Annotated in this window: 28 protein-coding genes; 14 read left to right on the top strand and 14 right to left on the bottom strand. The window is 30.5% G+C overall.

Annotated features, from left to right (window positions below):
* Window positions 1–126 precede the first annotated feature (126 nt).
* Window positions 127–846, top strand: a complete 720-nt coding sequence (locus tag LL038_RS21435) for a hypothetical protein (RefSeq protein ID WP_216122972.1) — start codon at window positions 127–129, stop codon at window positions 844–846.
* A 319-nt stretch (window positions 847–1,165) separates the two neighbouring features.
* Here LL038_RS21435 and LL038_RS21440 read toward each other — a convergent pair whose 3' ends face one another.
* The 5 genes from LL038_RS21440 to LL038_RS21460 form a co-directional block, all read right to left on the bottom strand.
* The gene (locus LL038_RS21440) at window positions 1,166–1,933 is read right to left on the bottom strand and encodes a hypothetical protein (protein ID WP_216122967.1); all 768 of its coding nucleotides are present in this window, start codon (window positions 1,931–1,933) and stop codon (window positions 1,166–1,168) included.
* Window positions 1,920–2,846, bottom strand: a complete 927-nt coding sequence (locus LL038_RS21445; protein WP_216122966.1) for an ABC transporter ATP-binding protein — start codon at window positions 2,844–2,846, stop codon at window positions 1,920–1,922. Before LL038_RS21445 ends, LL038_RS21440 begins: the two co-directional genes overlap by 14 nt.
* Window positions 2,847–2,848: 2 nt before the next feature.
* Window positions 2,849–3,052, bottom strand: a complete 204-nt coding sequence (locus tag LL038_RS21450) for a PLD nuclease N-terminal domain-containing protein (RefSeq protein ID WP_216122964.1) — start codon at window positions 3,050–3,052, stop codon at window positions 2,849–2,851.
* A gap of 83 nt (window positions 3,053–3,135) precedes the next feature.
* Complete coding sequence (locus LL038_RS21455; protein ID WP_216122962.1) at window positions 3,136–3,360, bottom strand: sigmaY antisigma factor component; 225 nt, start codon at window positions 3,358–3,360, stop codon at window positions 3,136–3,138.
* Window position 3,361: 1 nt separating this feature from the next.
* Window positions 3,362–3,760 carry a hypothetical protein gene (locus tag LL038_RS21460; RefSeq protein WP_216122960.1) on the bottom strand — a complete coding sequence of 133 codons (399 nt, stop codon included), beginning with the start codon at window positions 3,758–3,760 and terminating at the stop codon, window positions 3,362–3,364.
* Window positions 3,761–4,121: 361 nt separating this feature from the next.
* On the opposite strand from LL038_RS21460, the gene LL038_RS21465 reads away from it, so the two are divergent.
* On the top strand, window positions 4,122–4,970 hold the full coding sequence (locus LL038_RS21465; RefSeq protein ID WP_216122959.1) for a DUF362 domain-containing protein: 849 nt from the start codon (window positions 4,122–4,124) through the stop codon (window positions 4,968–4,970).
* A 184-nt stretch (window positions 4,971–5,154) separates the two neighbouring features.
* Here the strand turns inward: LL038_RS21465 and LL038_RS21470 are convergent, their stop codons facing one another.
* Window positions 5,155–6,615, bottom strand: a complete 1,461-nt coding sequence (locus LL038_RS21470) for an IS1182 family transposase (RefSeq protein WP_216128210.1) — start codon at window positions 6,613–6,615, stop codon at window positions 5,155–5,157.
* A gap of 203 nt (window positions 6,616–6,818) precedes the next feature.
* Window positions 6,819–8,162 carry a magnesium transporter gene (gene mgtE / locus LL038_RS21475; protein ID WP_216120568.1) on the bottom strand — a complete coding sequence of 448 codons (1,344 nt, stop codon included), beginning with the start codon at window positions 8,160–8,162 and terminating at the stop codon, window positions 6,819–6,821.
* A gap of 340 nt (window positions 8,163–8,502) precedes the next feature.
* Here mgtE and galE point away from each other — a divergent pair, with 340 nt between their 5' ends.
* The 6 genes from galE (at window position 8,503) to LL038_RS21505 (ending at window position 13,196) form a co-directional block, all read left to right on the top strand.
* Window positions 8,503–9,489: a UDP-glucose 4-epimerase GalE gene (gene galE / locus LL038_RS21480; RefSeq protein ID WP_216103719.1), complete on the top strand. Its 987-nt coding sequence runs from the start codon at window positions 8,503–8,505 to the stop codon at window positions 9,487–9,489.
* Between the two features lie 307 nt (window positions 9,490–9,796).
* Window positions 9,797–10,228 carry a hypothetical protein gene (locus LL038_RS21485; RefSeq protein WP_216120570.1) on the top strand — a complete coding sequence of 144 codons (432 nt, stop codon included), beginning with the start codon at window positions 9,797–9,799 and terminating at the stop codon, window positions 10,226–10,228.
* Window positions 10,229–10,257: 29 nt separating this feature from the next.
* Window positions 10,258–10,863 carry a lactate utilization protein gene (locus LL038_RS21490; protein WP_216120572.1) on the top strand — a complete coding sequence of 202 codons (606 nt, stop codon included), beginning with the start codon at window positions 10,258–10,260 and terminating at the stop codon, window positions 10,861–10,863.
* 21 nt (window positions 10,864–10,884) lie between these two features.
* Window positions 10,885–11,145: a hypothetical protein gene (locus tag LL038_RS21495; protein WP_216120574.1), complete on the top strand. Its 261-nt coding sequence runs from the start codon at window positions 10,885–10,887 to the stop codon at window positions 11,143–11,145.
* Between the two features lie 164 nt (window positions 11,146–11,309).
* Window positions 11,310–12,059, top strand: a complete 750-nt coding sequence (locus LL038_RS21500) for an NADPH-dependent oxidoreductase (RefSeq protein ID WP_216120576.1) — start codon at window positions 11,310–11,312, stop codon at window positions 12,057–12,059.
* 498 nt (window positions 12,060–12,557) lie between these two features.
* Complete coding sequence (locus LL038_RS21505; protein ID WP_216120578.1) at window positions 12,558–13,196, top strand: hypothetical protein; 639 nt, start codon at window positions 12,558–12,560, stop codon at window positions 13,194–13,196.
* Between the two features lie 87 nt (window positions 13,197–13,283).
* On the opposite strand, the gene LL038_RS21510 is transcribed toward LL038_RS21505, so the two are convergent.
* Window positions 13,284–15,107, bottom strand: coding sequence for a MutS-related protein (locus LL038_RS21510; protein ID WP_216120580.1), 1,824 nt, complete (start codon window positions 15,105–15,107; stop codon window positions 13,284–13,286).
* A 251-nt stretch (window positions 15,108–15,358) separates the two neighbouring features.
* On the opposite strand from LL038_RS21510, the gene LL038_RS21515 reads away from it, so the two are divergent.
* A complete protein-coding gene (locus LL038_RS21515; protein ID WP_216120582.1) occupies window positions 15,359–15,910 on the top strand; it encodes a cytidylate kinase family protein in 552 nt (183 codons plus the stop codon).
* Between the two features lie 37 nt (window positions 15,911–15,947).
* Here LL038_RS21515 and LL038_RS21520 read toward each other — a convergent pair whose 3' ends face one another.
* Window positions 15,948–16,403 (bottom strand): DUF441 domain-containing protein, encoded by a 456-nt coding sequence (locus LL038_RS21520; RefSeq protein ID WP_216120584.1) that lies wholly within the window; start codon window positions 16,401–16,403, stop codon window positions 15,948–15,950.
* 356 nt (window positions 16,404–16,759) lie between these two features.
* On the opposite strand from LL038_RS21520, the gene LL038_RS21525 reads away from it, so the two are divergent.
* Both LL038_RS21525 and LL038_RS21530 read left to right on the top strand, forming a co-directional pair.
* A complete protein-coding gene (locus LL038_RS21525) occupies window positions 16,760–17,887 on the top strand; it encodes an ABC transporter ATP-binding protein (RefSeq protein ID WP_216120586.1) in 1,128 nt (375 codons plus the stop codon).
* Window positions 17,887–19,479, top strand: coding sequence for a glycine betaine ABC transporter substrate-binding protein (locus LL038_RS21530; RefSeq protein WP_216120588.1), 1,593 nt, complete (start codon window positions 17,887–17,889; stop codon window positions 19,477–19,479). The genes LL038_RS21525 and LL038_RS21530 overlap by 1 nt, the downstream gene beginning before the upstream one ends.
* Before the next feature lie 76 nt (window positions 19,480–19,555).
* On the opposite strand, the gene LL038_RS21535 is transcribed toward LL038_RS21530, so the two are convergent.
* The gene (locus LL038_RS21535) at window positions 19,556–19,888 is read right to left on the bottom strand and encodes a winged helix-turn-helix transcriptional regulator (RefSeq protein ID WP_216120589.1); all 333 of its coding nucleotides are present in this window, start codon (window positions 19,886–19,888) and stop codon (window positions 19,556–19,558) included.
* A 271-nt stretch (window positions 19,889–20,159) separates the two neighbouring features.
* On the opposite strand from LL038_RS21535, the gene LL038_RS21540 reads away from it, so the two are divergent.
* Window positions 20,160–20,795 (top strand): flavodoxin family protein, encoded by a 636-nt coding sequence (locus tag LL038_RS21540; RefSeq protein ID WP_216120591.1) that lies wholly within the window; start codon window positions 20,160–20,162, stop codon window positions 20,793–20,795.
* A gap of 138 nt (window positions 20,796–20,933) precedes the next feature.
* On the opposite strand, the gene LL038_RS21545 is transcribed toward LL038_RS21540, so the two are convergent.
* Genes LL038_RS21545 through LL038_RS21555 form a run of 3 tightly spaced genes read right to left on the bottom strand, consistent with a single transcriptional unit; the run spans window position 20,934 to window position 22,925 of the window.
* Entirely contained in the window at window positions 20,934–21,353 is a 420-nt protein-coding gene (locus tag LL038_RS21545; RefSeq protein ID WP_216120593.1) for a GGDEF domain-containing protein, read from the bottom strand.
* Window positions 21,266–21,772 (bottom strand): 7TM diverse intracellular signaling domain-containing protein, encoded by a 507-nt coding sequence (locus LL038_RS25750; RefSeq protein WP_375292995.1) that lies wholly within the window; start codon window positions 21,770–21,772, stop codon window positions 21,266–21,268. Before LL038_RS25750 ends, LL038_RS21545 begins: the two co-directional genes overlap by 88 nt.
* The gene (locus LL038_RS21555; RefSeq protein WP_216120598.1) at window positions 21,693–22,925 is read right to left on the bottom strand and encodes an HD-GYP domain-containing protein; all 1,233 of its coding nucleotides are present in this window, start codon (window positions 22,923–22,925) and stop codon (window positions 21,693–21,695) included. Before LL038_RS21555 ends, LL038_RS25750 begins: the two co-directional genes overlap by 80 nt.
* Window positions 22,926–23,134: 209 nt before the next feature.
* Here LL038_RS21555 and yidA point away from each other — a divergent pair, with 209 nt between their 5' ends.
* On the top strand, window positions 23,135–23,959 hold the full coding sequence (gene yidA, locus LL038_RS21560) for a sugar-phosphatase (protein WP_216103733.1): 825 nt from the start codon (window positions 23,135–23,137) through the stop codon (window positions 23,957–23,959).
* An 87-nt stretch (window positions 23,960–24,046) separates the two neighbouring features.
* On the opposite strand, the gene LL038_RS21565 is transcribed toward yidA, so the two are convergent.
* Complete coding sequence (locus LL038_RS21565) at window positions 24,047–24,214, bottom strand: hypothetical protein (protein ID WP_216120601.1); 168 nt, start codon at window positions 24,212–24,214, stop codon at window positions 24,047–24,049.
* A gap of 252 nt (window positions 24,215–24,466) precedes the next feature.
* Here LL038_RS21565 and LL038_RS21570 point away from each other — a divergent pair, with 252 nt between their 5' ends.
* A complete protein-coding gene (locus LL038_RS21570) occupies window positions 24,467–25,369 on the top strand; it encodes an N-acetylmuramoyl-L-alanine amidase family protein (RefSeq protein ID WP_253200206.1) in 903 nt (300 codons plus the stop codon).
* Window positions 25,370–25,392 lie beyond the last annotated feature (23 nt).

A 25,392-nucleotide genomic window follows, 5' to 3' on the forward strand; every position in this document is an offset into this window, starting at 1 on the left:
GAACTATATTTAATATTTATCATAAAGTTCATAAAAAAAGGGTACAAGTGTTCTTATAGTAATGAATATAATTACCTTAATACAGTAATAATAATGGGGTATAAATTTGCTGTAGGAGGGTTAATAATGAAAAGTACTTCTTTGAAAATGAAAATATTAAGCGGAATGTTATCTGCAGGCATAGCTTTTTCCGGAACAAGTCTTGCATTTGCTACTGATAACAACATCGAAAATGAAAAGGTTGTTACAAATATAAAATTTAAGCATTCTTCAAGTAATAAAAAAGTGGATACAGCACAGCGCGCAGAGATGAAAGCTACGTTACAAATTGTAATTAAGGAGAGCGTGAACTCAAATATCATTACTAAAGCTGAAGGAGATAAGGTATTAGAATATGTTAGCGTAAAGTCCGAGAAGAAACATAAGGAATGCGAAAAAGGGAAATGTGATGGTAAAAAAGGTGGATTATTTAATGATTTAGTAACAGAAGGTATTTTAACTAAGGATAAGTCGGAAGCTCTTCGTGAAAAAATGTATGTTAAAAGGACAGAAATAAAAACTGTGGAACTAAAAAATGGCTTAAAGGGTCTTGTAGATGATAAGGTAATAACAATTGAGCAAAGTAATAAAGTTCAAGATATTATGATGGAAAGGCAAACGCAGAGAAAAGAAATTTATAAGAAAATGCAAAATATGAGTCAAAAAGAAAGACAAGAATACGTGAAAAAAATGGACAGTACTAAGGCCAGTCCAATGAAGGTACTTATTGATAATGGTACTATAACAAAAGAGCAAGAAGCTAAAATACAACAGGTATTGCCACATCATGGACATCATCACAAATAAAAGTGCATGAAAATCATCTTTCTCCTGCGTGACTTGAAAGGAGAGTTTGAAACATGAAATCTCATTTAGAAATTCTAATGTTTTGCTTAACATTATATTATCTATCGCTCACACTCGACGTCCTGTCTCGGGTTCGCTAACCTGCCGTCCTGGCAGGTTTACGAGAATCTAATGTTGGCAAAACAAGAATTTTTAAATGAGATTTCAATTGTTTCTGCACCTCTCCTTTCAAGTCACTTCCGGAGAAAGATGATAATATATGGTTAGGATTTTCATTAATGCCCAATATTTCATTATTCATTTCGAATACCAAGATAAGTTACACAACATTAACCTTGTTCATTCTTCTTACGGTTAATAAAATAAGAATTATGGATAAGATAATCACACTAGTAATGGTTGTTGTAAGATTTATATATTCAAACTGAGTTGCTCCATCAACTAGATTATAGGGAATAAATTTTGATATGCTTTTTATGCCTGTAAATGCTACAGAAAAATAGTTTACAACCAAAACTATAATTCCTGTAATTACTCCTTTTTGGATTATACTACTACAAAATAATACTAATGTTATTATAAAGAAGTAATATATTGATAATAGGCTTGCCGATGATAAAACTGATGAAAATGCAACTGGATTGCCTTTTAATAAAAGTCCAGAGTAATAGTAATTCACTGAAAACCCTATAAATGTAAAGATAGATAATGCTAGAGTATAGTTTATTAATTTAGCAAGTACTATTCCAGTTGGTAGACTTCCTTTAGAATAAGGAAATATAAGCTTTCCTGTAGTAATCTCATCGCTTAAACTACCACAAGTAGTGAAAATTATTACAAGAGTTACTATTTGAAACAAGTCCTTTATATAATTCTGCATACCTGTTAATTGAGTGATTGGAGGTAACAAAGCACTTATGTCTGCGGAACCCTTTGTTAGTTGACTTTTTAATATTTCAGGTAAAAGTTTGACCATAATTGGGTCTGAAATTGCAAAAAACAGGAAACTTACAGCTAAAATTATATATTTATATTGTGTTTTCGATTCCAAAATTTCTTTTTTAAAATATGCTTTAAATGTGGCCATCTTTATTCACCAACTTTAAAAAAATTTCCTCAAGATTACTTTTTCTTAAATTAAATGACATCAAGTGATTAGGCTCTATAGCTAGGAGTTGCAATAGGTTACTTCTTGCTAAATTTATATCCTTAACATAAATATTAAGTTTGTTTTTATTACGTTGTATGTTTTCCACCCAATTTAATTTAGAAAGTTTTTCTTTGAAATTTGAACAGTCATCTTCGAATTCAAGATCATAAATTGGTTGAATGTAATCATTTTTTAACTCTTCAAGACCTGCAGACACTACTATTTTCCCGTCTTTTAATATACTTACCTCATCACATACCCTTTCTACGTCATTTAAAATATGAGTTGATAAAAAAACACTTACGCCTTCATTTTTCAAACTATTAATAAATTCAAGAATTTCCATACGCCCCTCTGGATCTAAAGCTGATGTAGGTTCATCAAGAAATAATAATTCTGGTTTGTTAAATAGTGAAACACAAAGACCAAAACGTTGCTTCATTCCACCAGAAAACCCACTGAGTTTTCTATTTCCAGCATCCTTTAGGCCTACAATTTCTAAAATCTCATTAGACCTCTTCTTAATCATTGTGATACTCATATTACTGAGTCTTCCTATAAAATCTAAGTACTCATAACCAGTCATGTAGTTATAAAACACAGGATTTTGTGGGAGGTAGCCCACATTTTTTAAAATTCTTCTTTTGTTTTTGTTAAAATCTTTACCATTATACATTATGTCACCGCTATTATACCCAATTAATCCAGTAAGAATATTCATAGTGCTTGTCTTACCTGACCCATTTTGTCCAAGAAAACCATGGATTTTTCCTCTTTTGATTTCGAAACTTATTCCCTTTAAAACCTCAAACTCTTTATAGCTTTTTGTTAGATTTGTAACTTTTAGCATAATTAACTCCTTTCTCTACCTAAAAGTAAATAAGCAATTGGACCTAGCAATTCACCAAAAATAATTATCAAAGACCAAAGCCATTTTGGAAAGTATTTAACATTATCTTTAGAAAGTTTCAATAAACAAAAAAACATAAGGCTTAATTGGATGATGATAAGTGGAAGAAGGGTTTTTAAAAGTTCTATTGTTGTTAAATTCCCCATTTTGTGAACCTCCTCATAAAATTAAAATATATTGTACATTATAATGATTTAACGAGTGAGAATATAAAAAGTTCACTATTTTATTATCTTTTTTTCTTTTTATTTTTGTTGACTATTATTCTAGTAACTATTAGATATATAATTAATGATTCTGGTATATTTATTAGACCTACAAAACCCCAAAGCCAATAGAATTTTTCTCCTCGCTTTTTTGCGTCTTTAAAAATCCAGGCCGCTTGAAATAATAGAAATGGTGATATGCAAATCAAAAGAATAATTAATGATTTTGTATCTAATTTAGGATGCATATTAATTACCCCCAGTTTGTAATAGTTTGGCTAATGGAATTATTACAATAGGCATAAAGATAAAGGTTAACAATTCATAGTATACAAAAAAATTATCACCAAAATAAAATGTTATTAGAATTAAAGATGAAATAATTAATGCAGACAATGATATAAAATAGATAAATTCTAAAGAGTTTTTTCTATTTTGTTTTATTAGTTCTCCTTTTTTAATAATTTCAAGTATATTTATATTACAATTTAAAATATCTGGTTTTAAAATATCCAATTTATTTAAAGCTAAATTTAATTTGTCAGATAAAATTATTTCATCAGTTGACATATTTTTTTCAACTTTATCTGGTAGCTCATTATAATATTTATCTATTACTTTTTTATACATATTTTCTGAGTTTTTCATTTACATTATCCCCTTTCTATCTATCTCCGAAATAATATATTTTATACAATTGTGAAGTCTTGAACGAACAGTTCCTATAGGGCATTTTAAAATTCCTGCAATTTCTTCTATTCACTTTTAATGAATGTGACATAATATATAATACTAATATACAGCATATCACAAAAGGAATTCATTTATTTTTCCCGTTTAGTTGTAGAGATTTCATAGAACCATTATGTTTTTTTCATATTTAAAAGATACAATTGTGTGGTTGTAGTATAGTAGAATTAAATAAAATTTATTTGAAAGGATAAGGTGTTTAAATTATAAATAATCTGATATGTTCAGATCTGTTTAGATTTAAGTAACCAGGTATGATATGAATAAGAAGGATTTAATAAGAATAGCATCGGACTTTGTTGAAAACTCAAAGGATAATTATGTATCAAATGAAATTGCCATTTCTGAAAGTGTTGTGGGAATGAAGATTTTTGAAACACCAATATTCGGATTTGCTACTTCTGATGATGAGTACTTTACATTATTTAAAGAACCTACTGTAATTGGGAAACATTTTTTAAACCCCAAAGAATGGTTATCACAATCAAAGTCGGTTATTTCGTTTTTTTTACCATTTAGTGAAGTAGTTAAAAGGGGAAATAGGAGAGACAAGGCATGGCCTTCTGAAGAATGGTTGCATGGACGTATCGAAGGGCAAGTTTTTATAAACAAGCTATGTATATATCTAAAGTCAGAATTAATAAATGCTGGATATAATAGTATAGTGCCTACAATGGATGAGAGATTCTGGATGAAAGGTGAACTTAATAATAATTCTCCACATCCTGAAGCGTCATTTACTAGCAATTGGTCAGAAAGACACGCTGCCTTTGTTGGTGGACTTGGAACATTTGGACTTTCTAAAGGATTAATAACGTCAAAAGGTATGTCAGGAAGAATTGGCAGCATCATCACAGAATTGTATTTGTCACCTAAAAAAAGAGAGTATGAAAATATATATGAGTATTGCTCAAAGTGTGGCGCTTGTGTTAAAAAATGTCCAGTTAATGCAATATCTATAGATAAGGGTAAAAATCACATTATATGCTCTAATTTTGTAGACACAACATATGAAAAATACAAACCAAGATATGGGTGTGGGAAATGTCAGACAGGGGTACCTTGTGAAAGTCATATCCCTAAGCACTATAAAATAAACGAACTTTAAGTTAATTCGAATCTTTCTAGAAATATGAAATAAAGGAACAATAAAAAACGACTATGTAAACAGAGGCCACTGAAAAAAGCACTCTTTTTTCAGTAGAGTTTTCAAATTTGAATAGAAAAAGCATGAGGAATCCATATTTTTGGATATCTCATGCTTTTTCTTTTATAATTAAGTTTTAAAAGCCCTATTTCATGCTTTTCAACTTAATTATTCTCTTTAGATTCACAGTGAAGATTGATAATGCACCTTGCATTTGCATGCTAATTAAGCCTGACGATATTGCTACATCATAGCCATGTTGGTGCTTAAGTTCACTATTTTTAGCCTCTATCATATAACGCTCCCTAGCACGTTTTTTAAAATATTCACTTTTTTCGAACTCTATTTGATCTTTGTGGGTATTTGACTTTATTGAAACTGAATAAGTTTTAGATTTAGCGCCTTCTTTATAACACCCATCTTTATGAACACAATTTTTACACTTTTCTACATTAAAATAGTAAGTTAACACTTGATTTTTACCAACATTCTTCTTTCCCTGTTTTGCTTTTTTAATAGCCATATGACCTGCCGGACATACAAATAAACCAGCATCTTTATTAAACTCAAATTCATCTTCTTTTTTTCGCATTCCTTGTGAAATTACAGGATTTAGTTTTGAAATTAATGCAATTTTATTTTCTTTTGCATATTCTAGATTTTTCTTTTCAGAATAAGCTGTATCTCCAATTACTTCATTAACATCTATACCAGCCTCACGGCTTTTTTCTATTAAGGCTATGAGCTCCTTTCCATCACTTTTTTCGCCAGTTGTAATAACAGCTGCTGTAATTAAACGTTCTTCACTCATAGCAAGGTGTGATTTATATCCAAAAAAAGAACTATCCTCAGTCTTATGCCCCACTTTTGCATCCTCATCTTTTGATAGTTTTAGGTTTTCTATGTCATCATTAAAAGCTTCGGTTAAGTAGTTTAATTTAGTTTTCACAGTTGGATTTGCTACAATTTCTGGATTCTTGTTTATGCTATCAATTAATAATTTGCAGTACTCAAGAATATCTTCAAGTACTCCATTTGTAACTTTATTCGGCAAATCTTCTTTTATCTCAGGATGTACTCCGTACAATGTTTTTCTTAAATTTTTTGCACGTTTCAATAATTCTTCTCCTGCTGATTTTTGGTTATAACGTGACTTGGTATGCGTAGCATCAACTATTATTGCTTTGCTTTTTAAAACTCCCTCTTTTATAGCAAGTTCTACAGTCTTGTTTATTAATAAATCTAATAAATTCATGTCTTTAAGGCGAAGCTTTCTAAATTTAGTTAATGTACTTGAGTTTATTAAATTTGTTTCTTCTGGGGCTAAATTCAGAAAATATTTAAATGACATATCATAAAGAGTTCTTTCAACAACATCTTCATCAGACAATTCATATATTACTTTCAAAAGCAAATATTTAAATAGCATTATAGGGTTAATAGCACCTCTACCCATAGATGAACTATAGTTAATAATCAATTCGTCATAAACAAATGAAAAGTCAACAAGGTCATTAATTTGCTTTAAAATGTTATCTTTCGGAATAATTAACGAATATAAGCTATGGTATGTATTTATTTTTATTTCCAATTGTCCTTTTAGCATAATAGTTTAGCCCCTTTTATTTTATTCTACTATACTAATTCGACATATCTTTTAAAATTCCTTTTTGTTTTTAGTCTTTTACATAAAAAAATCGCCATCTTTAATTCGATGACGATTTTTCATATAGTTTTTCAGTGGCCTCTGTAAACATAATCGTTTTTTATTGTTAATATTAATGTTATTTTATATACTTTTTTTCTTTTTTATATTAAGTAAGGTAAAAATAGTGTTGCAAGTCCTAGGAAGAAAAAGAAACCTAAAACGTCGGTTACTGTAGTAACAAATACAGCAGAGGCAAGTGCTGGATCGATATTGAGTTTCTTTAGTATAACTGGGACTGCAAAACCTGATATGGTTGCAGCTACCATGTTTAGTACCATAGAGAGACCAATAACTACTCCAAAAACAATATTCTTTTCCCATAAGTAACCTAAAATTGCTACAGCAACACCCATTGCGATACCTGTAAGTAGACCTACACCGAATTCCTTTAATAATATTTTAAGGGAATTTTTAGCGTCTATTTCTCCAAGGGCTATGCTTCGAATAATAATGGTTAGAGTTTGTGTGCCTGCATTACCCCCCATACCTGCAACTATTGGCATGAAGGTGGCCAAGGCTACGACCTTTTGTATGGTCCCTTCAAAAAGGCTAACGGTTGCGGCTGCAAGGATTGCAGTTAATAAATTTACAAATAACCAGGGTAATCTACTTCTCACGGCAGACTTAAGCGACCCAGTAACCTTTTCATCTTCTTTTATACCTGCAAGACGATATAAATCCTCAGTATGTTCATCGCTAAGAATTTCCATTACATCATCTGAAGTTACTATTCCTAAAATCTGCATAAATTCATTTACTACGGGCATTGTTAAATAACCATATTTTTCAAATATGTGGCCAACTTCTTCTTTATCCATATCAACTGGTATACTCATTGCATTATCATTCATAATATCAGATATTTTTACATTAAAGCTGTTAATAACAATATCTCGAAGGGATATAACTCCCTTTAAAAGAGCATTATCATCAACTACATATATATAATAGGCATTATCTACGTCAGGTGTTTCCTTCTGAAGGTAATGAAGAGTCTCACCGATAGTCATATTTTCTTTTATACTTACAAATTCAGTGGCCATAATTCCACCTGCACTATCTGGGGGGTAGGTTAACAATTCGGTTACTTCATCAACATCTTCTTTATCCATATTTATCATGATGTTTTTAGCTTCATCGTCTGTTACAGCTTCTAATAAATCAACCAATTCATCTGAGGACATTTCGTGTATGATTTTCCTTTGCATGATACCTTCATGAATTGATAGGAGGGCGTATTTTTCATCATCATCAGCATCATCAATAATATCTGCAATAATATTGGGGGATAGTTTTTTAAATAAATCCAACTTAAATCCTTCGTATTGCCTAATAGCTATTAAAATATCAGCGGGATGAATAAATTGAATAAGTTTATTTACTTCATCTATAGACTCAGTTAATAAAAATTCAGTTAGTTCTATTTCGTTTAATTTATGTGACATGTTATACCTCCTAATTGTGGCTAGAGGGGGAAAGTTTCAAAATAGTGGTACTTGCGCACTGGTATATATGAATTCTCTCTCTATAATAATATTAAACTTTATAAAATATATATTCTGACCAGGTCCAGAATCCATTTATACCACCTCCCATAAAAATAGCTTTTTAGCACAGTACTAAAAAGCTTAAGTAATTGAGATAATTTATTATATTCCACGAGGCACTGTAGTGTCAACCGTATAGAAATAATGTAACCGAATAACAAATTTATGACTAATGGAAAAAATGTGTTAAAATGATTATAGATTAAATAAAAAGCTTTATGAGAGGAGAATTTAGTTAATGGCAATTTTGGTATGTGGTGGAGCAGGTTATATTGGAAGTCATATGGTGGCTGAACTTTTAGAAAAAGGTGAAGAGGTAGTTGTTTTAGATAATTTTCAAAAAGGACATCATGATGCATTAATAGGTGGAAAGTTATACTGTGGAGATTTAAGAGATGACGTTATACTTAACAAAGTTTTTACGGAGAATACTATAGATGCAGTTATAGATTTTGCAGCAGATTCATTAGTAGGTGAGAGTGTTGTAGAACCTTTAAAATATTTTGAAAATAATATTGGTTCTACAGTAAATTTATTAAAGGCTATGAGAGATCATAAGGTTAAATATATTGTGTTCTCATCGACTGCAGCGACTTACGGTGAGCCAGATAATATTCCTATACTTGAAGATGATAAGACTTTTCCTACTAATCCTTATGGAGAGTCAAAGTTATGCGTTGAGAAAATATTAAAATGGTGTGATAATGCTTATGGCATAAAATATACTGCTTTAAGATATTTTAATGCAGCAGGTGCACACATAAGCTCAAAAATAGGAGAAGATCATAGACCAGAATCTCATTTGATACCTATTATTCTTCAGGTAGCACTTGGACAAAGAGAAAAGATAATGATATTTGGTGATGATTACAAAACAGAGGATGGTACTTGTGTTAGAGATTATGTTCATGTAACTGACCTTGCTAGTGCTCATTTACTTGCAGTGAAGAGGCTTAGACGAGGAGAGGACAGTATAACTTGTAATCTTGGAAATGGAAAAGGATTTTCTGTTGCAGAGGTTATTGAAGCAACAAGAAAAGTTACTGGAATTAATATAAAGGCTGAAATGGCACCTAGACGTGCAGGAGATCCAGCAGTACTTATAGCTTCTAGTGATAAGGCTAAAAAAGTTCTCGGATGGGAACCTAAATATGCTTCTCTTGAAACTATTATAGAAACTGCATGGAATTGGCATAAAGGTCATCCACAAGGATACATTAAATAAGAGGGTATCCTTATGAAATTTCTCCTATGTGTCTCGAAATAAGAGTTTGAAACATGAAATCTCATTAAGAAATTCTAATGTTTTGCTTACGTAAAACATAATTTCTAAATGGGATTTCAATTGTTTCTGCACTTCTTATTTCAAGGTACTTCCGGGGGAAATCTATACTAGAATGGGTATAGAGGGAGGTGCATAAAAAACATTTACCATTATTCGAGTATAGTTACAGGGGGATATGATATGATTTCTATAGATTTAAGTCGAGTTTGTAAAACAATCACGGCATATAGAAGAAGGGGTGATGGCTATGAAGTTAATTATATACTCAATAATTTGTGGATTTTTAGGTCTAATATTGGGATCGGTAATTTTAAATATAGGTGGTCAAGCTGGAGAATTTGGTATTATTTTATTTGGTTTAATTGGTTTTTTTAGTCCTGCATTTTATCAATTGAATAAAATATACACTGATAATAAACATAGCAATAAAATTAAATTTGATGTTGACATACTCTCAACACTTAATGATTTAAAGAGTAATAATATACTTACTGATGATGAATATGAAAAATCATTATGCAATCTTAATTTAGTTGACGAGAGTAATGAAAATCTCAGGAAGTACGATGAAAGTGTTAAAGTTATATTTAATTTATCTCAAAAGAATATTATTTTAAAGGATGAAGATGATTATAAAAAGAAAATACTATTGTTAAAGCATTTATATAAACAAATATAATTAAAAAACATTGGAGGTATAGTAAAATCATGAATATTGAAAAAACTATTTTAGCACTTGAAAAAAATAATTATGAGGTTAGTTTCTTTAAAACCGTTAAAGATGCATCACAGTATTTAGAAAGTAGATTTAATGGTGAATGTATAGGTTTTGGCGATTCTGAAACTATGTTTCATATGAATTTGTTTGATAGTTTTTCTTTACATAACAAGGTTGTTGACCCTAAGCATTGTGAAGCAGAGGCAACATTCCGTGATACTGCCATAAAGTGTTTGACTACAGATATTTTTTTTACTTCAGTGAATGCGCTGTCAGAAACGGGAGAGATGGTAAACATTGATGGCACAGGTAATCGTGTAGCTGGTTCATTGTTTGGTCACAAGAAGGTATATTTTGTTGTCAGCACAAATAAAATTGAACCTACGCTTGAAGCTGCTATCTGGCGTGCTCGTAACATTGCTGCACCTAGTAATGCCAAGCGATTAGGAATAAGAACACCATGTGCAGTAAAAGGAGATCGCTGTTATAATTGTTCCAGTCCAGATCGCATTTGCAATGGTCTTTTAATTTATTATAAAAAGATGAATAACACCGATATGGAAATCGTATTGATAGATGAAAAACTTGGATTCTAATCTAGACTGAGGGGAGTTTTTATGGGAGCTTTATTTTTAATCGTTATTTTTCTTGTTCCAGTACTTATAACTATAGTTATTTTAGATAAATGTACAAAGAATAAAACTTCAATACAGATAATGTTAATAGGGATAGAAGTTACTATTGTTGGAGTAGCAATCATAGCATTTGGTGGGGGTGGGTTTTCGTCTAATGATACCATTTACTTTGATTTAATAGGATTTGTTATTGTTGTAATGGGCATTACCTCTAGTATATATGGGGTTAAGAAACAAGGGTAAATAATAAAAGAAGTTAGAAGATTTTATCTGCAACTCATTAAAAACCAAAGTGGACTTAAAAGACATTAACAAACATAGACTAAATATTGACAAAGGCAATGATAGAGAGTATTATGTAAATAATAAGAATTATTAACAAATAATAAATGACTGGAGACGAGAATATGAATGAAGTAATTAAATTATTAAATGATCATAGATCAGTTAGAGATTATAAATCTGATGCTGTAAGTGAGGAAGATTTAGACCTAATAATAAGAGCGAGTCAAGCTGCTCCTTCTTCTATAAATGGGCAACAAGTTACTATAATTAGTGTGCAGAATATTGAGAAGAAAAATAAATTATCTAAACTCGTGGGAAATCAAGTTTATGTAGATAAAGCGCCTGTTTTCTTAGTATTTTGTGCAGATTTTTATAGAGCTAAGCTTGCGGCTGAAATTAATGGCGAAGAGTTTGTAATTACTGAAAGTGAAGAAGCAAAATTGGTAGGTGCAGTAGATGTAGGATTGGCACTTAGTAATGCGATAGCTGCAGCAGAGTCATTAGGTCTTGGAATTGTACCAATAGGAGGTATTAGAAAAGAGGCGGAGGCAGTAGCTGAACTTTTAGAATTGCCTGAACTTGTATATCCTATGGTAGGACTTGTCATTGGTCATCCGGCTGATAAATCAGAAGTTAAACCAAGATTTCCTAAAGATGTGATTTATAATAAAGAAGTTTACAATAAAGATTCTTTAGAATTAAAATCAAAAATTGAAAAATATGATAAAGTAGTTAAAGATCATATGATAAAAGTAACAAATGGTAGACTTAGCAATTCATGGAGTCAGGATATATCAGGAACATATAAATATTTTTATTATCCAAAAGTGAAAGAATCACTTGAAAAACAAGGATTTAAAGGTAATAAATAATTATATATTTTAAAAAAATTGTATAAACTTCCCTTAAGGACATTTATATCCTTAGGTTAGCATATACAATTTTTTTAATTTTTTTGTATTTTATTGAATCATTTAGATAAGACTAGATAAACACCATATTTATCTTTATAGTCTTTGGTTTTGCTGGCAAAATCGGATAAAAAGTAACCTTTAAAAAGAGCGATTATGGAAATTAGTATAATAAAATTTTTTAACTTTAAATTAATTTTCATAAGATTACATTTCTCCTTTCTCTCCATTACTATGTTACTATTTTGCTCTAAAATAATATTAAAAACCTATTGAAACATAGGGAAATTGCTAAAATATATACATGGTTAAATTGTTAATCAAAAATGGTTGTGGTAATTTTATTATTTGAAAAGTTACAGTAAAACATGGATAAATTTTTTGTTAACAATCTGCAGTAAAGTGTAAAGTGAATATAAATATGATAACATATTTATATTAAGCAGAAAAAGGGGAAATATGACGAAAAACAAAAGAATAAAAAAATATAATCAAAAAAGGAAAAAAATATTATCATTGTCATTGATTATTTTATTAGGAGTATTTGTCGTATTTTTATCTATGATATCAACTAATAGTAAAGTAAATCTTAGAAAAACGAATTCAACAGAGGGTTTAAATAAAAATAAGAATACCTTGGTAAAAGGTGGTGTTCTTAAGATAACTCAAAAAGATGTGGAGGAGAGTAAAAAAGCAGAAGATAAAACTTCGGATATTGATAAAAAGAAAGAATTAGAAATTATAAGAGGTGAGGTTGAAAAGTCTAAATATATTACTCGTGAAAAGGAAATAAATACCAAAGATGTTCTAGTGAAAGCTGCAAATAAGCGCCTTTTGTTAATAAAAGTGCATGGCCAGTTAAAAAATGCATATTCTTTAGTTGAGTCACAAAATGAGAAACAGGTGATAGCAATAATGATTTCAACTGTAGGCAAACTTGAAACTAATCCTTCCTATGATTTTAAGACAGATCAAGCTAGTATTAAATCTACTTATAACAAGCTTGATGCCAATAGTAAGAGTAACATCAAGAATGCAATACTTTGCAATATTGATGGTGATAGTATAACACAATTAAAAAAATCTTTCGGATTATAAAAATTAAAAAAAAAGCTATCAAAACACACTATAGGCATTTTGATAGTTATCATTTAAAAAAATAATAGATATTAAAAAAAGTTGAGTTTATTTAGGAAGATCTATATCGCTAGGAATTTCAAGTCCTGCCATTTTCATTAAGTATAATGCATTTCTAGTGGTAGAAACACCGGTTCGTAATTTATAGTCAAAGTATAGTTTATCATCTTTATAATATTCACGAAGGTGATAATTTCTAACTTTTCTATTTGTCTTTTCTATGTCACCAAGTTCTAGGTCATGGGTAGATACAAAACCTAAAGCATTTTCATTACTTAGTTTTGCAACTAAAACTTTAGCACCAGTATGTCTATCAATAGAGTTAGTTCCTTTAAAAATTTCATCTAATAAGAAAAAAATTGGGGTATTATCTTCAGTTGCAGTTACAAGTTTTTTTATTCTTAAAAGTTCTGCATAGAAGGAGGAAATATTTTTTTCTAAATTATCACTTGTCCTCATGCAAGTATAAATATCCATTATAGAGCAGGTAAAACTTTCACAGCATACGGGAGCACCAGAATAGGCTAAAACCAAATTAATGCCTGTTGTACGAAGTAGTGTGCTTTTACCTGACATGTTGGAACCTGTTATTAAAATAATGTTTTGTGATTTGTCTATATTAATATCATTGTATATTCTCTTATCTCCAAGTAATGGATGACCAAGTTTTTTAGCATCGAATATAGGTGGACTATCTTGGAATTTTGGCATAGCCCAATCACTGTGTTCGAAGGCAATGGTTGATAAACTATCTAAGGCTTCCATTTCACCTATAACTTCAAGCCATGTTTTTAAAAAAGATGCACTAGCTTTTTTAAAACGTTGTAAATTGATTAAACATTGATAATCCCATAGAGTAAGTATATTTATAGGAAAATAGTAAATATTTTTTCTGTCAGATATTACGGTTACTAGATTTGCCAACTTTTTAATCTGAGTGGAAGCGTTCATTCCATCTTTATTTACAAGCTTTTCTTTTAGTTTATTTAAGTACTCTGAGTCGAACTTCTTCTTTTCTATGTGCTTAAGTAACCTATTATATATAAGGATAGAATCTTTATATTGATACACGGTATCCAAATTTCTACTTACTTCTTTATATCCAACTACAAGAAGTATTATCTGGAGGACTATTGCTAACATAAATATTTTATATGATATTATCGGTAAAATAAAAGAGGCTACTAGAAGAGATATTGTTATTATAGGCAATATTCTTATTACAGCTATGACTATTGGTTTTAGGAAAAATTCATTTTTATCCTCTGTCCACTTAAATAATTCTTCTGGGTCATGATTTTTATTTTCACTAAGTATTGCTTCTGCTTCAAATCTTTGTGTCCATCCAATATTTTTAGCGAGTTCTTTTACGGCCTTCTGCCTTTTATATATTTCTTCAATATTATACATAGGTTTTTGGAGAGTTTCCTTAAGCTTTTGGCGTCCTAGGTAAGTTATAGAGGTGTTTATCCATTGGAAAAGAGAGTTATCACCAAATATATCTAGGTCTCTTGAGTAGCTGTGAGTTTCATCAACGAAGTCCTGACCACTATCAGAAAAACCCTTCCAATTGTTATCTAGACGTTTTAGGCAATTTTCATTAATTTCACATAAAATAGTACAGCGAATTTTATTATACTTTATTTTCTTGTGTTTTACTGCAAGTGTTATGAATGTGATAAGTGTTATAATTAAAATAAAAACACTTAAGTAATAAGTAGCTCGCATATAGAAAAAAATTGAAAAACTTAGTCCGGCTACAAAGATTATTAATCTCAATAAGCTTATAAAGCTTATTGTTTGGGTTTGTTTTTTTAATAAATCTTCATAATGTTTCTTTCGATTTGCATAAGATGCTTTTTGTCTTTCCATAATAACCTCCTAGATGATTATTTTATTAAATATATAATACCATATTAAAGGCTCAGTCCGCAATTTTCTATATTAGTATAATATTGTAAAGTTTAATGAATTTTTTGATTTGGACTTAAAAATATAGTAATTGTGGTAATATATAAGAATGAGAACAAAGAGGAGATAGGGCTATTTTCTCTTACTATAAAGTATTAAAATTAAAGAAAATAAATTATTTGTCTTAAAATTTCTTAAGTATAGGAGATGATGTGAAATTGAAAATAACTATAACAGGGGACTTATATTCGGGAAAGAGCAGTGTAGCTAAGGGTGTATGTGAGGTAATGAATTATACCTATTTTAGTGTGGGTGAGTTACAAAGAAAGCTTGCGGTAGAAAAAGGTATGTCTATTATGGAATACAATGATTATGTGTTCCAAAACAATTTAGATCATGAGGTTGACAATAGGACCGTGGCAATTGGGATAGAGAATGATAACTTTATTTTTGATGCCAGACTTGCTTGGCATTTCATACCAAACTCTTTTAAGATTTATTTCAAAGTAGATATAGATATTGCAGTAGAACGTGCTATGGAGAGCAATCGAGGAGAGTGTGAAAATTATACTTGTGTGCAAGAGGCCAAAGAGAGGATAATTGGAAGAAGAAGACTCGAGGTAACAAGGTTTAATGAAATGTATAACATTGATATAGATAATGATAGTAACTATGATTTAGTTATTGATACTTCCCACATGACTATGGAAGCTGTAATTGAAAAAACTATAAAAAAGTTGCAAGAATGTAGTGATAAAAAGTAATACGCGTATTAATTTAAATACACGTATTGCTTTTTATTCATTTATGAATAGTTTTCAAAAATACCGCAAGTATTCCAGATGTAATAAGTGGGCCTACAGGTACTCCGCCTAAAAATGATGCAGCTGCGACTGCTCCGACTATCATGGCAGGCATTATATCACTATGACCCTGAACAGTAAGATAGTTTAAACCTTGTCCGCTTAAATATGTTGTTAAAAAAGAAAGAACTAAAGCTGTTATGCCTATCCAGGATGTAAATACACTTTTTATGTTTACGGATGTTATGGTACCGTTAGCTATAGGTATCATAATGGCAGCTATAAGAAGTATTAGTCCCCACGTCATTCCGCTCTTTTGAAGAGGTGGATAAACATATTTGTCTAATCCTAAAAGTTTTGCCATAAGTAAAATACATGTTGCAATGGCAACCGAATTTGCTTTGCCTAATATGGCAGCGGCAAGGATCAACAATAGAATAATAGTTGGATTCAAACAAATCATCTCCTGAAATATATTTATTTCAATATTAAGATAAATTAAACATTCATAATATACTATTCCTTTTCTGCTATATTAATTCTATAATATTTTTTAAAATGAAAGAAAGAAGGGTTTCCAAAACACAAACCGACTATTAAAACGCCATATAGCCAATAAACGCACTAATACGTAGCATATGAAGCGTTTTTATGTATATATCGACTATACCCTAATATTGATAGAACTGCCACATCTATTCACAGTTTATGGAGTTTTCCAAACAGACACGCCTATGATATCATATAAGTTGTTAGTTCTAATTAATGTAAATTGGCTAACGATGCATTATTATATTGAGGAGAGGTTATATGTTAGAGTTTAGGAATTTAAGGAAGGTTTTTAAGAATAAAACCGTAATTAACGACATTAGTTTTACTGTAAATAAGGGAGAATTTGTAGTTATAGTAGGACAAAGTGGTTGCGGTAAAACCACAACCTTAAAAATGATTAATAAATTAATTTTACCGACATCAGGAAGTATAAACTTAGAGGGTAAAAATATACTTAAGGAGGATACCATTAAGCTTAGACGGAATATGGGATATGTCATACAGCAAACAGGACTTTTGCCACATATGACTGTAGGAGAAAATATTGGAATAATACCAATGCTTGAGAAATGGCCAGAAGAAAAGATACTTGCAAGGACAAATGAACTCTTAGAAATGGTGGGAATGAAGCCAGAAGAGTATATAAACAGATATCCATGTGAGTTAAGTGGAGGTCAGCAACAAAGAATCGGAGTTGCAAGAGCTTGGGCAACAAATCCAGATGTAATTCTTATGGATGAGCCTTTTAGCGCACTAGACCCAATTACCAGAAATCAGCTTCAAGATGAATTGTTTAATCTTCAACAGGAATCTAAAAAAACAATAGTTTTTGTAACTCATGATATGGATGAAGCACTTAAGCTTGGTGATAGAATTTGTATTATGAAGGATGGAAATATTGTTCAGTATGATACTCCAGAAGAAATTCTAAATAATCCTGCTAATGATTTTGTTAAAGAATTTATAGGGAAAAATAGAATATGGCAGCAACCAGGGTTTATAAAAGCTAAGGATATTATGATTACGGAGCCAATTACAACTAGTGGAAACAGAACAGTAGTACAAGCTTTAGAAATTATGAAGGCAAACAAAGTAGACAGTTTGTTAATTATTAATAAAGAAGATAAGCTAGAAGGAATTGTTACAATAAAAGATATTATAAGAAATTACACAGGTTCTCTAAAGGTAAATACTATTATGGGCACAGAAATTAAAACTGTTAATCTAGAGGACTCTTTAGTAGATATATTAAATCTAATGAATGAACTTAAAATCGGATATGTGCCAGTTGTAGATGATGGTTCAAAGTTAGTTGGGTTAATTACTGAGAGTAGTTTGTTAATTGTTTTAAGCAATCAGTATATTAACCAGGAGGATGAGGAGTAATGGGAATAATACGTTCAATAGTTGGTTTTAAAGATTTTGTATTTCAAACACATGGGCAGATAATAGATTTAACACTTCAGCATATCGAATTAACCGTATTTGCTGTGCTTATAGCTATAATTGTTGGAATTCCTTTAGGTATATTAATATCTAGAGTTAAGAAGTTAGCGGGGCCAGTTATAGGCCTTGCTAATTTAATACAAGCGGTACCTAGTTTAGCATTACTCGGGTTTCTAATACCAGTAATGGGAATAGGTAGTGCACCGGCGATACTAATGGTGTTTTTATATTCGTTACTTCCTATTATAAAAAATACATATACTGGACTTATGAATATAAATCCAGATGTAATTGAGTCATCTAAGGGTATGGGAATGACGAGTAAACAAATACTTAAGCTAGTTCAATTACCACTTGCGTTTCCTATAATTATGACAGGAATAAGGATATCGGCAGTTACAGCTGTTGGGCTTATGACAATTGCAGCATTTGTAGGTGCTGGTGGATTGGGATATATGGTATTCTCAGGTGTGCAAACTGTAGATAACAATATGATTCTAGCCGGAGCAATTCCTGCATGTTTACTTGCACTATTAATGGACGCTGTTGTAGCGAAAATAGAAGAAGGGGTTACACCTCCAGGAATTAGAAAAGCAGATGGTACAATTAAACTGTCTAGGAAAAAAAGATATAAATTTAACAAAATACAAAAAATAATAGCCAGCTGTTTAGTAGTCGTGTTAGTAGGTAGTGGTGTATTTATGGCCACAAGAAAAACTGACACAATTGTGGTAGGTTGCTACAACAGTTCTGAACAAATTATATTAGGTAATATGTTAGCGACGCTAATAGAAAAAAACACTAAAATTAAAGTAGAAAAAAAGTTGAATTTAGGCGGTTCAGGGCTGGCATATACAGCATTAAAAACTGGTAAAATAGATATGTATCCTGAGTATACTGGAATGAGTTTGGTTGGTATTATGAAACAAGCACCAATTAATGACCCAGCTAAAGCGTATAAAGTGGTAAGTGATTATTATCTTAAAAACTATGGTATAATTTGGCTCAAACCTTTTGGATTTAACGATACTTATACATTATCAGTAAGACAAGATACAGCAAAGAAATATAATTTAGAGACTATTTCAGACCTCGCAAAGGTTGGAGATAAGCTTAAACTAGGTGCTACATTAGAATTTTGTAATAGAGCAGATGGGTATTCAGGAATAAGTAAAGTATATGATTTTAAATTTAAAGAATTTAGTTCAATTGATGGAGGACTAAGGTATACAGCTATAGGGAATAAAAAAGTAGATGTTATAGATGCTTTTACGACAGAAGGATTATTAAAGTCATATAAACTTAAAGTTTTAAAAGATGATAAACACTTCTTCCCAAATTATGATTGTGTACCAATAGTTAACAGTAAAACCCTTCAGAAATATCCGCAAATTAAGCCTTTAATTAACAAATTAGGTGGAAAAATTACTGAGGAAAAAATGATAGAATTAAATTATAAGGTTGATAAACTTGCAGTGCCTCCAGCAAAGGTGGCAGAAGACTTCCTTAGAGAAAATAAATTGATTAAGTAGTTTTGTTTATGGAAGGTATAATTAAAATGGCCCGTTTCTACAGTTTATGTAGGATGGGCTATTTTAATATTAACTATTACTCCAATAGGTGAGAATAATGACTAATAGACCAATTTTCAATTTCTTTAATAATTTTAGTTAGCTCATATCCTCTATCAGTAAGGTAATACTCAACTTTGGGTGGAATTTCTGCATAGATTTTCTTACCAACTAATTCATCATTTATTAATTCCTTTAGGTTTTCATTTAATACCTTTTGACTTATACCTATTGTTATTCTTTGAAGTTCTAAAAATCTTTTAGGTTCATCATATAAATGACATAATAAAACTGACCTCCACTTGCCTCGGATAAAATCCATTGCATAATCTAATAAACATATATATTCTTTACCTTTACAGTATATCATTAGGGTACCTACCTTTAATTATTTTTATATTTGGGATCTTCAATGAGAGTCATAGCATATTAGAGTTAATTATATAGGAGCGATTTAATATAAGCAAACTTATACATAATGTTAAATAGGTATAGATATTTATAAGAATCTTACCTAAAGTGTAAGAATCTTACCTAAAGGTAAGGTAACTAACTAAATAGTGCGTACTAGCAAGTTAAATAGGGAAGTATTATAATGAACACAGGTTTAAATAAAGGAAAATTATATGGAGGTATATATTATGAAGGTACTTGCTTTTAACGGGAGTCCTAATAAAAATGGGAATACATATGAGGCTATCAAAGCTGTAGCTACAGAACTTAAAAAAGAGAATATAGAGGTAGAAATTATTCATGTAGGAAATAAAGAAATACGTGGATGTTTAGCCTGTGGCGGATGCAGTAGAAACATGAATGAAAAGTGTGTTATTAAGAATGATGAGGTTAATGAATGGATTCAAAAAATGAAAGAGGCTGACGGAATTATTTTAGGATCACCTGTACATTATAGTGCAATAGCTGGAACTATGAAATCATTTTTAGATCGTGCATTTCTTGTAACATCTACAAATGGAGGTATGCTTAGACATAAAGTAGGAGCTAGTGTTGTCGCAGTAAGGCGTGCGGGTGGCATTCCAACATTTGATCAATTAAATAATTATATTAATTACTCAGAAATGGCAATGCCTACATCGAATTATTGGAATGTAGTTTTTGGTACTGCGCCAGGCGAAGCAACTCAAGATGAAGAGGGAATGCAGATTATGAAAGTCCTCGGCAAAAACATGTCATGGCTTTTAAAACTTGTAGATGCTGGTAAAGACAAAGTAGAAGAACCTAAAGTTGAAGACAAGGTATTTATGAACTTTATAAGATAGTAAATATAAACATTAATCTAAATAAGGTGAATAATTAAACCTCAATTTCACCTCACGTTGTAAAAAAGTATGAAATCTATCTATAATGATTTATAAACAGAAACGAAGAAACTATAGAAATCTAGTTTAGAGTTTTGTTTACAAAGCATTATGGGAAGCTTCATACTTTTTTGTATTTTCAGTATCCAAATTTATTGACATAACTTTATTTTTGCCCATAGATTTGGCTTGATACATAGCTTTGTCTGCTGATGTAAATAAATATTCTAGATTCTCAGTAGTAGGAGTGATAGAGGCAACTCCAAGGCTTGAAGTAATTGGTATTGTATCTAATTTTCTAACAATTAAAGGATTGTTTTCTATTGCATGTCTCAAATTTTCTCCAACCATTTCAGCCTCTTTAAAGGAGGTGCCGGGTAATAACACAATAAATTCTTCACCACCGAAACGTCCTAAAATATGACTTTCATCTAAATTCTGTGAACAAATTTTTGAAAGCCGTTTATTGGGGAAATGAAAACAGTAGTAGCTATAAAGAATAAACAAAACAACTTGCATATATTATTAATAGTTTTAGAAGAACTTTCCTTAAAAAGTATAAACATAAAACTAAGCATAAAAAAAACTGCTAGATAGATGGTTAAATATTGCAGTTTAATAACCAGAGTATAATTTAAGGTGGGATATAAAAATAAAAAATATTTGTTGCCAACAATTAAGGCTCTTAAAGACATAATTATGCACAGACAACCCAAATAAAGCTTAGAGATGTCCTCTGTTCTAAAAATATATAACCATAGATGATATAAAGCGACAATAAGAAATACGCCAAAGTATAAGAAATTAAGTGCACCATTTATAGAATTAATATTTGAGGATGAATTAGGCACAGTCAATTTATTTAAATGGGTTGAAACTATTTGAGCCAAAAATATAATCAATATCTTCTGTAATTTTAGAATCAATAAGATTATCATTCTTCATATCGTTTAATATTTGCATTGCAGCCGTGTGGGTTAAGGAAGGTCTATATGGACGTGCTTCAGTCAATGCTTGGTATACATCGAGGCAACCCATAAGCCTAGAATTAAAGTCTAGCTCTGTGTGAATTTTTCCAAATGGGTAACCTTTACCATTTAACCTTTCATGATGGTTTGAGGCCCATTCTACTATATCCTCAAAGCCTTCGATTCCTTGAAGAGCAACTCGGGTATAATAGGTGTGTTCTTTTATTACTTCGTATTCGTCTAAGGTAAGTTTCCTCTCAGCATCTAATATAGAGTTAGGTACTGCTAATTTACCTATATCATGTAAATCTGCGGCTATAACTAATTTATATATGTCATCTTCATTTTCACCATAATACTTAGCTAGCTTTTCTATTTTAATTGCTAGTTCGCTAGAATGAAGTTGCGTATAGGGAGATTTAGAGTCTATTATCCTTGAAATAGTTTTAGTCATACTTCTTAGTTCTTTAAAGGAACATTCTATTGAAATTGATGGGATTAAGTTTTTTAATGCAGTTGTGAGGAACATTGTTTTTAAATCCAACCAAAAACTTTTGTGTTTAGATATATTTAAAAATGCATTAGCAATATCATCTGAAAACATAATATTGCGATTGTCATTGATAAAAGATAGAAGCTTATTATGTTCTTCATTATTTAGGTGATCTAGACTGAAAGTAATATCAAGAATATCAGAAAGATGAATTATTTGGGACATTAGTGGAATATTTGGCCCAGGTAGCCTAAAATAGCCTGTTCCATCATAATTCTCATGATGATATAGTAGCACATCAGATACATTAGTACTAAATGGAAAACTTTTAATGTTTTTCTCCGAAACGATGCAGTGTTCCTTTTTACGTTCTATTAAAGAAAAGTTGTTAAGAGATGTACCTAATGATTTATCATGTAACCTTTTATCACTAACTCCATTATCATGCAGAATTGCTAGTGCGGTTAAATCATATAGTTGATTACTTGTAAAACCTAAGTTCTCACCCATTTTGTAGCATATATAAGATACTCTTTTGCTGTGATTAGAAGTAGCGCCAGTAATATCAAGCTCTACAAAATCCAAAGCAAAGGATATTGACATTAAAAATTCATTGAGATTAAATAACATTTATGTCCCTCCAGAAGTTTATTTATTAGTATTATGTAATAATATCTATAAAGTAATTAGAAAGCAAATATTAATTATATTTGTAATAAATTAATATGGTTACACTAAAATAATTAATATAAAGTTTATAAAACATGTAATCCATTACTTATAAAATTCTATGATATACTATATTTAGTTTAAGAAAAGTGGTTACGTGGGGGTAAAAAATGTATAAATTAATAGCAATAGACATGGATGGAACCTTATTAAATAGTGAAAAGAAAATTTCACCAGCTAATTTTAATGCAATACAACAAGCAAAAGATATTGGAGTTAAGGTTGTACTGGCATCAGGAAGACCTCTAATTGGATTTAAAAGATATCTAGAAGAACTTAATTTAGTTTCAGAGGATAATTATGCAGTAGCATTTAATGGAGCACTTGTCCAGAACTGTGAAGGTAATGAGATAATATCTAAAACAACATTAACTCTTGAAGATTATAAATATATATATAGTTTAAGCAAAAAGCTAAATGTTAATATACATGCATTAACGGAAGATTCGGTAATTTCTCCCAAAGACACGACATTCACTAGGCACGAAGCAGAAATGAATCATATTCCTAATGATATAATTGCTGTAGACGATGTACCTGCAAGTACTACTATAGTTAAGGTTATGTTTGTAGACAAGCCAGAAGTTATAGAAGATGTAATGGGGAAAATTCCAGAGGAAGTAAGTGATAAATATACAGTAGTTAGAAGTGCAGCTTTCTACTTAGAGTTTCTCCCTAAATCAGTTAATAAAGGTGCGGGAGTAGCAGCACTTGCTGAAAAATTAAATATTAAACAAGAAGAAGTTATATGCATAGGGGATGCAGGCAATGATATCCATATGATTAAATATGCTGGACTTGGAGTTGCTATGGGAAATGCATATCCAGAGGTTAAAAGAGTTGCTAATTTTATAACTAAAACTAATGATCAAGATGGTGTAGCATTTATTATTAACAAATTCATTTTGAATCCACAAGAAGAGTTTGCGGTATAATACTATAAAAATAAAGCAAGCAAATTCCTTAGGAATTTGCTTGCTTTATTTTTATAGTAAATTTTAACAAAAAGAATAAAATGATAATTAAACAAAGTCGTTCATTTTGTCACTGTTGGTTTGATGTTTGACTATAACCTCATTTGATTCTTCAAAGGAGGTTATATATGAATGCTTTTCAAGCATTTCTAGTTCATTAGCTTTTTCAACTTTATAACGATCGTCATTATAGTACATATTGTTATTATGAGCCATTAAAAGTCCTCCTTTTTTTATATATTTACTTTTATTATTTTAAGCTTTTTATTTTCTTTAATACTATGAGATACTTGGCATTTAATATATAAAACATAATTAAGACAATAACTTGTATCAATTAGTATTTAATAGAAAAACATATTTTATGAGATTTAAAGATAATATTCAAAAATCATATGTGTTAATAAAGAAATGGTACAATAAACATACATTATTTCTATTTTTACAGAAAGAATCCAGGAGGGTAAAATGATTAAAATTAAAAAAATATTATTAGCTTTTATGTGTCTTGTTATTATAGGTGGAGTATTATATAAAGTAAATTATGTAAAAAAGGAACATGAAAAATCGGTACAAGCTATAAAAACAAATGAGCAAAATAAAAAATTGAATAAGATCGCTAATGAAAAGTTACTAGCGAAAGCAAAAAAAGTAAAAGAAGCAGAGGCAGTAAAAGATGATAAGGCGCTGCTTAAAATTAACAAAAATAAAGAAATTTTAAAAAAACAGAAAGATTTGGACAAAAATTTGGCGAAGGTAGTTGTTATAGACCCAGGACATGCAAGTATTACTAGCTTCGAGCAAGAAAAGCAAGCACCAGGTTCAACTATAATGAAAATAAAGGAGCCAGGTGGAGCTGAAGGAATTAATACAAAAATGCCTGAGTATGTGGTTAATATGGCGGTAGCAGTTAGACTGAAAGTTTTGCTTAGTAAAAAAGGATATACTGTAATAATGACTAAGACAGAGAATAAACAAATGCTTGGGAATATTGCAAGGGCTAAGGTCGGAAACGATTCTAAGGCAAATTTAGTTATACGAATCCATGCAGATTCAAATGATAATTCATCTGTTAGTGGAGCGTCAATGCTTGTACCTACAGATACTAAAAATACAGATCCAATATACAAGTTGAGCAAACAATATGGAGAAGTAGTTTTTAGAAATCTTATTAATGATGTAGGAATGAATGATAGAGGCGTTGTTGAAAGAGATGATATGACAGGATTTAATTGGTCTAAGGTCCCTGTTATTTTAGTGGAGATGGGTTTCTTATCGAATAGTAGTGAAGAAAGGCTTCTCATAACTGAATCCTACCAAGATAAGTTAGCAAAGGGTTTGGCAGATGGTATTGATGCGGCGTTAAAGTAAAGGTATCGAATCTCTTGAGTGAC

It is taken from the genome of Clostridium estertheticum (genome assembly GCF_026650985.1).
Taxonomy (GTDB): Bacteria; Bacillota; Clostridia; order Clostridiales; family Clostridiaceae; genus Clostridium_AD; species Clostridium_AD estertheticum_C.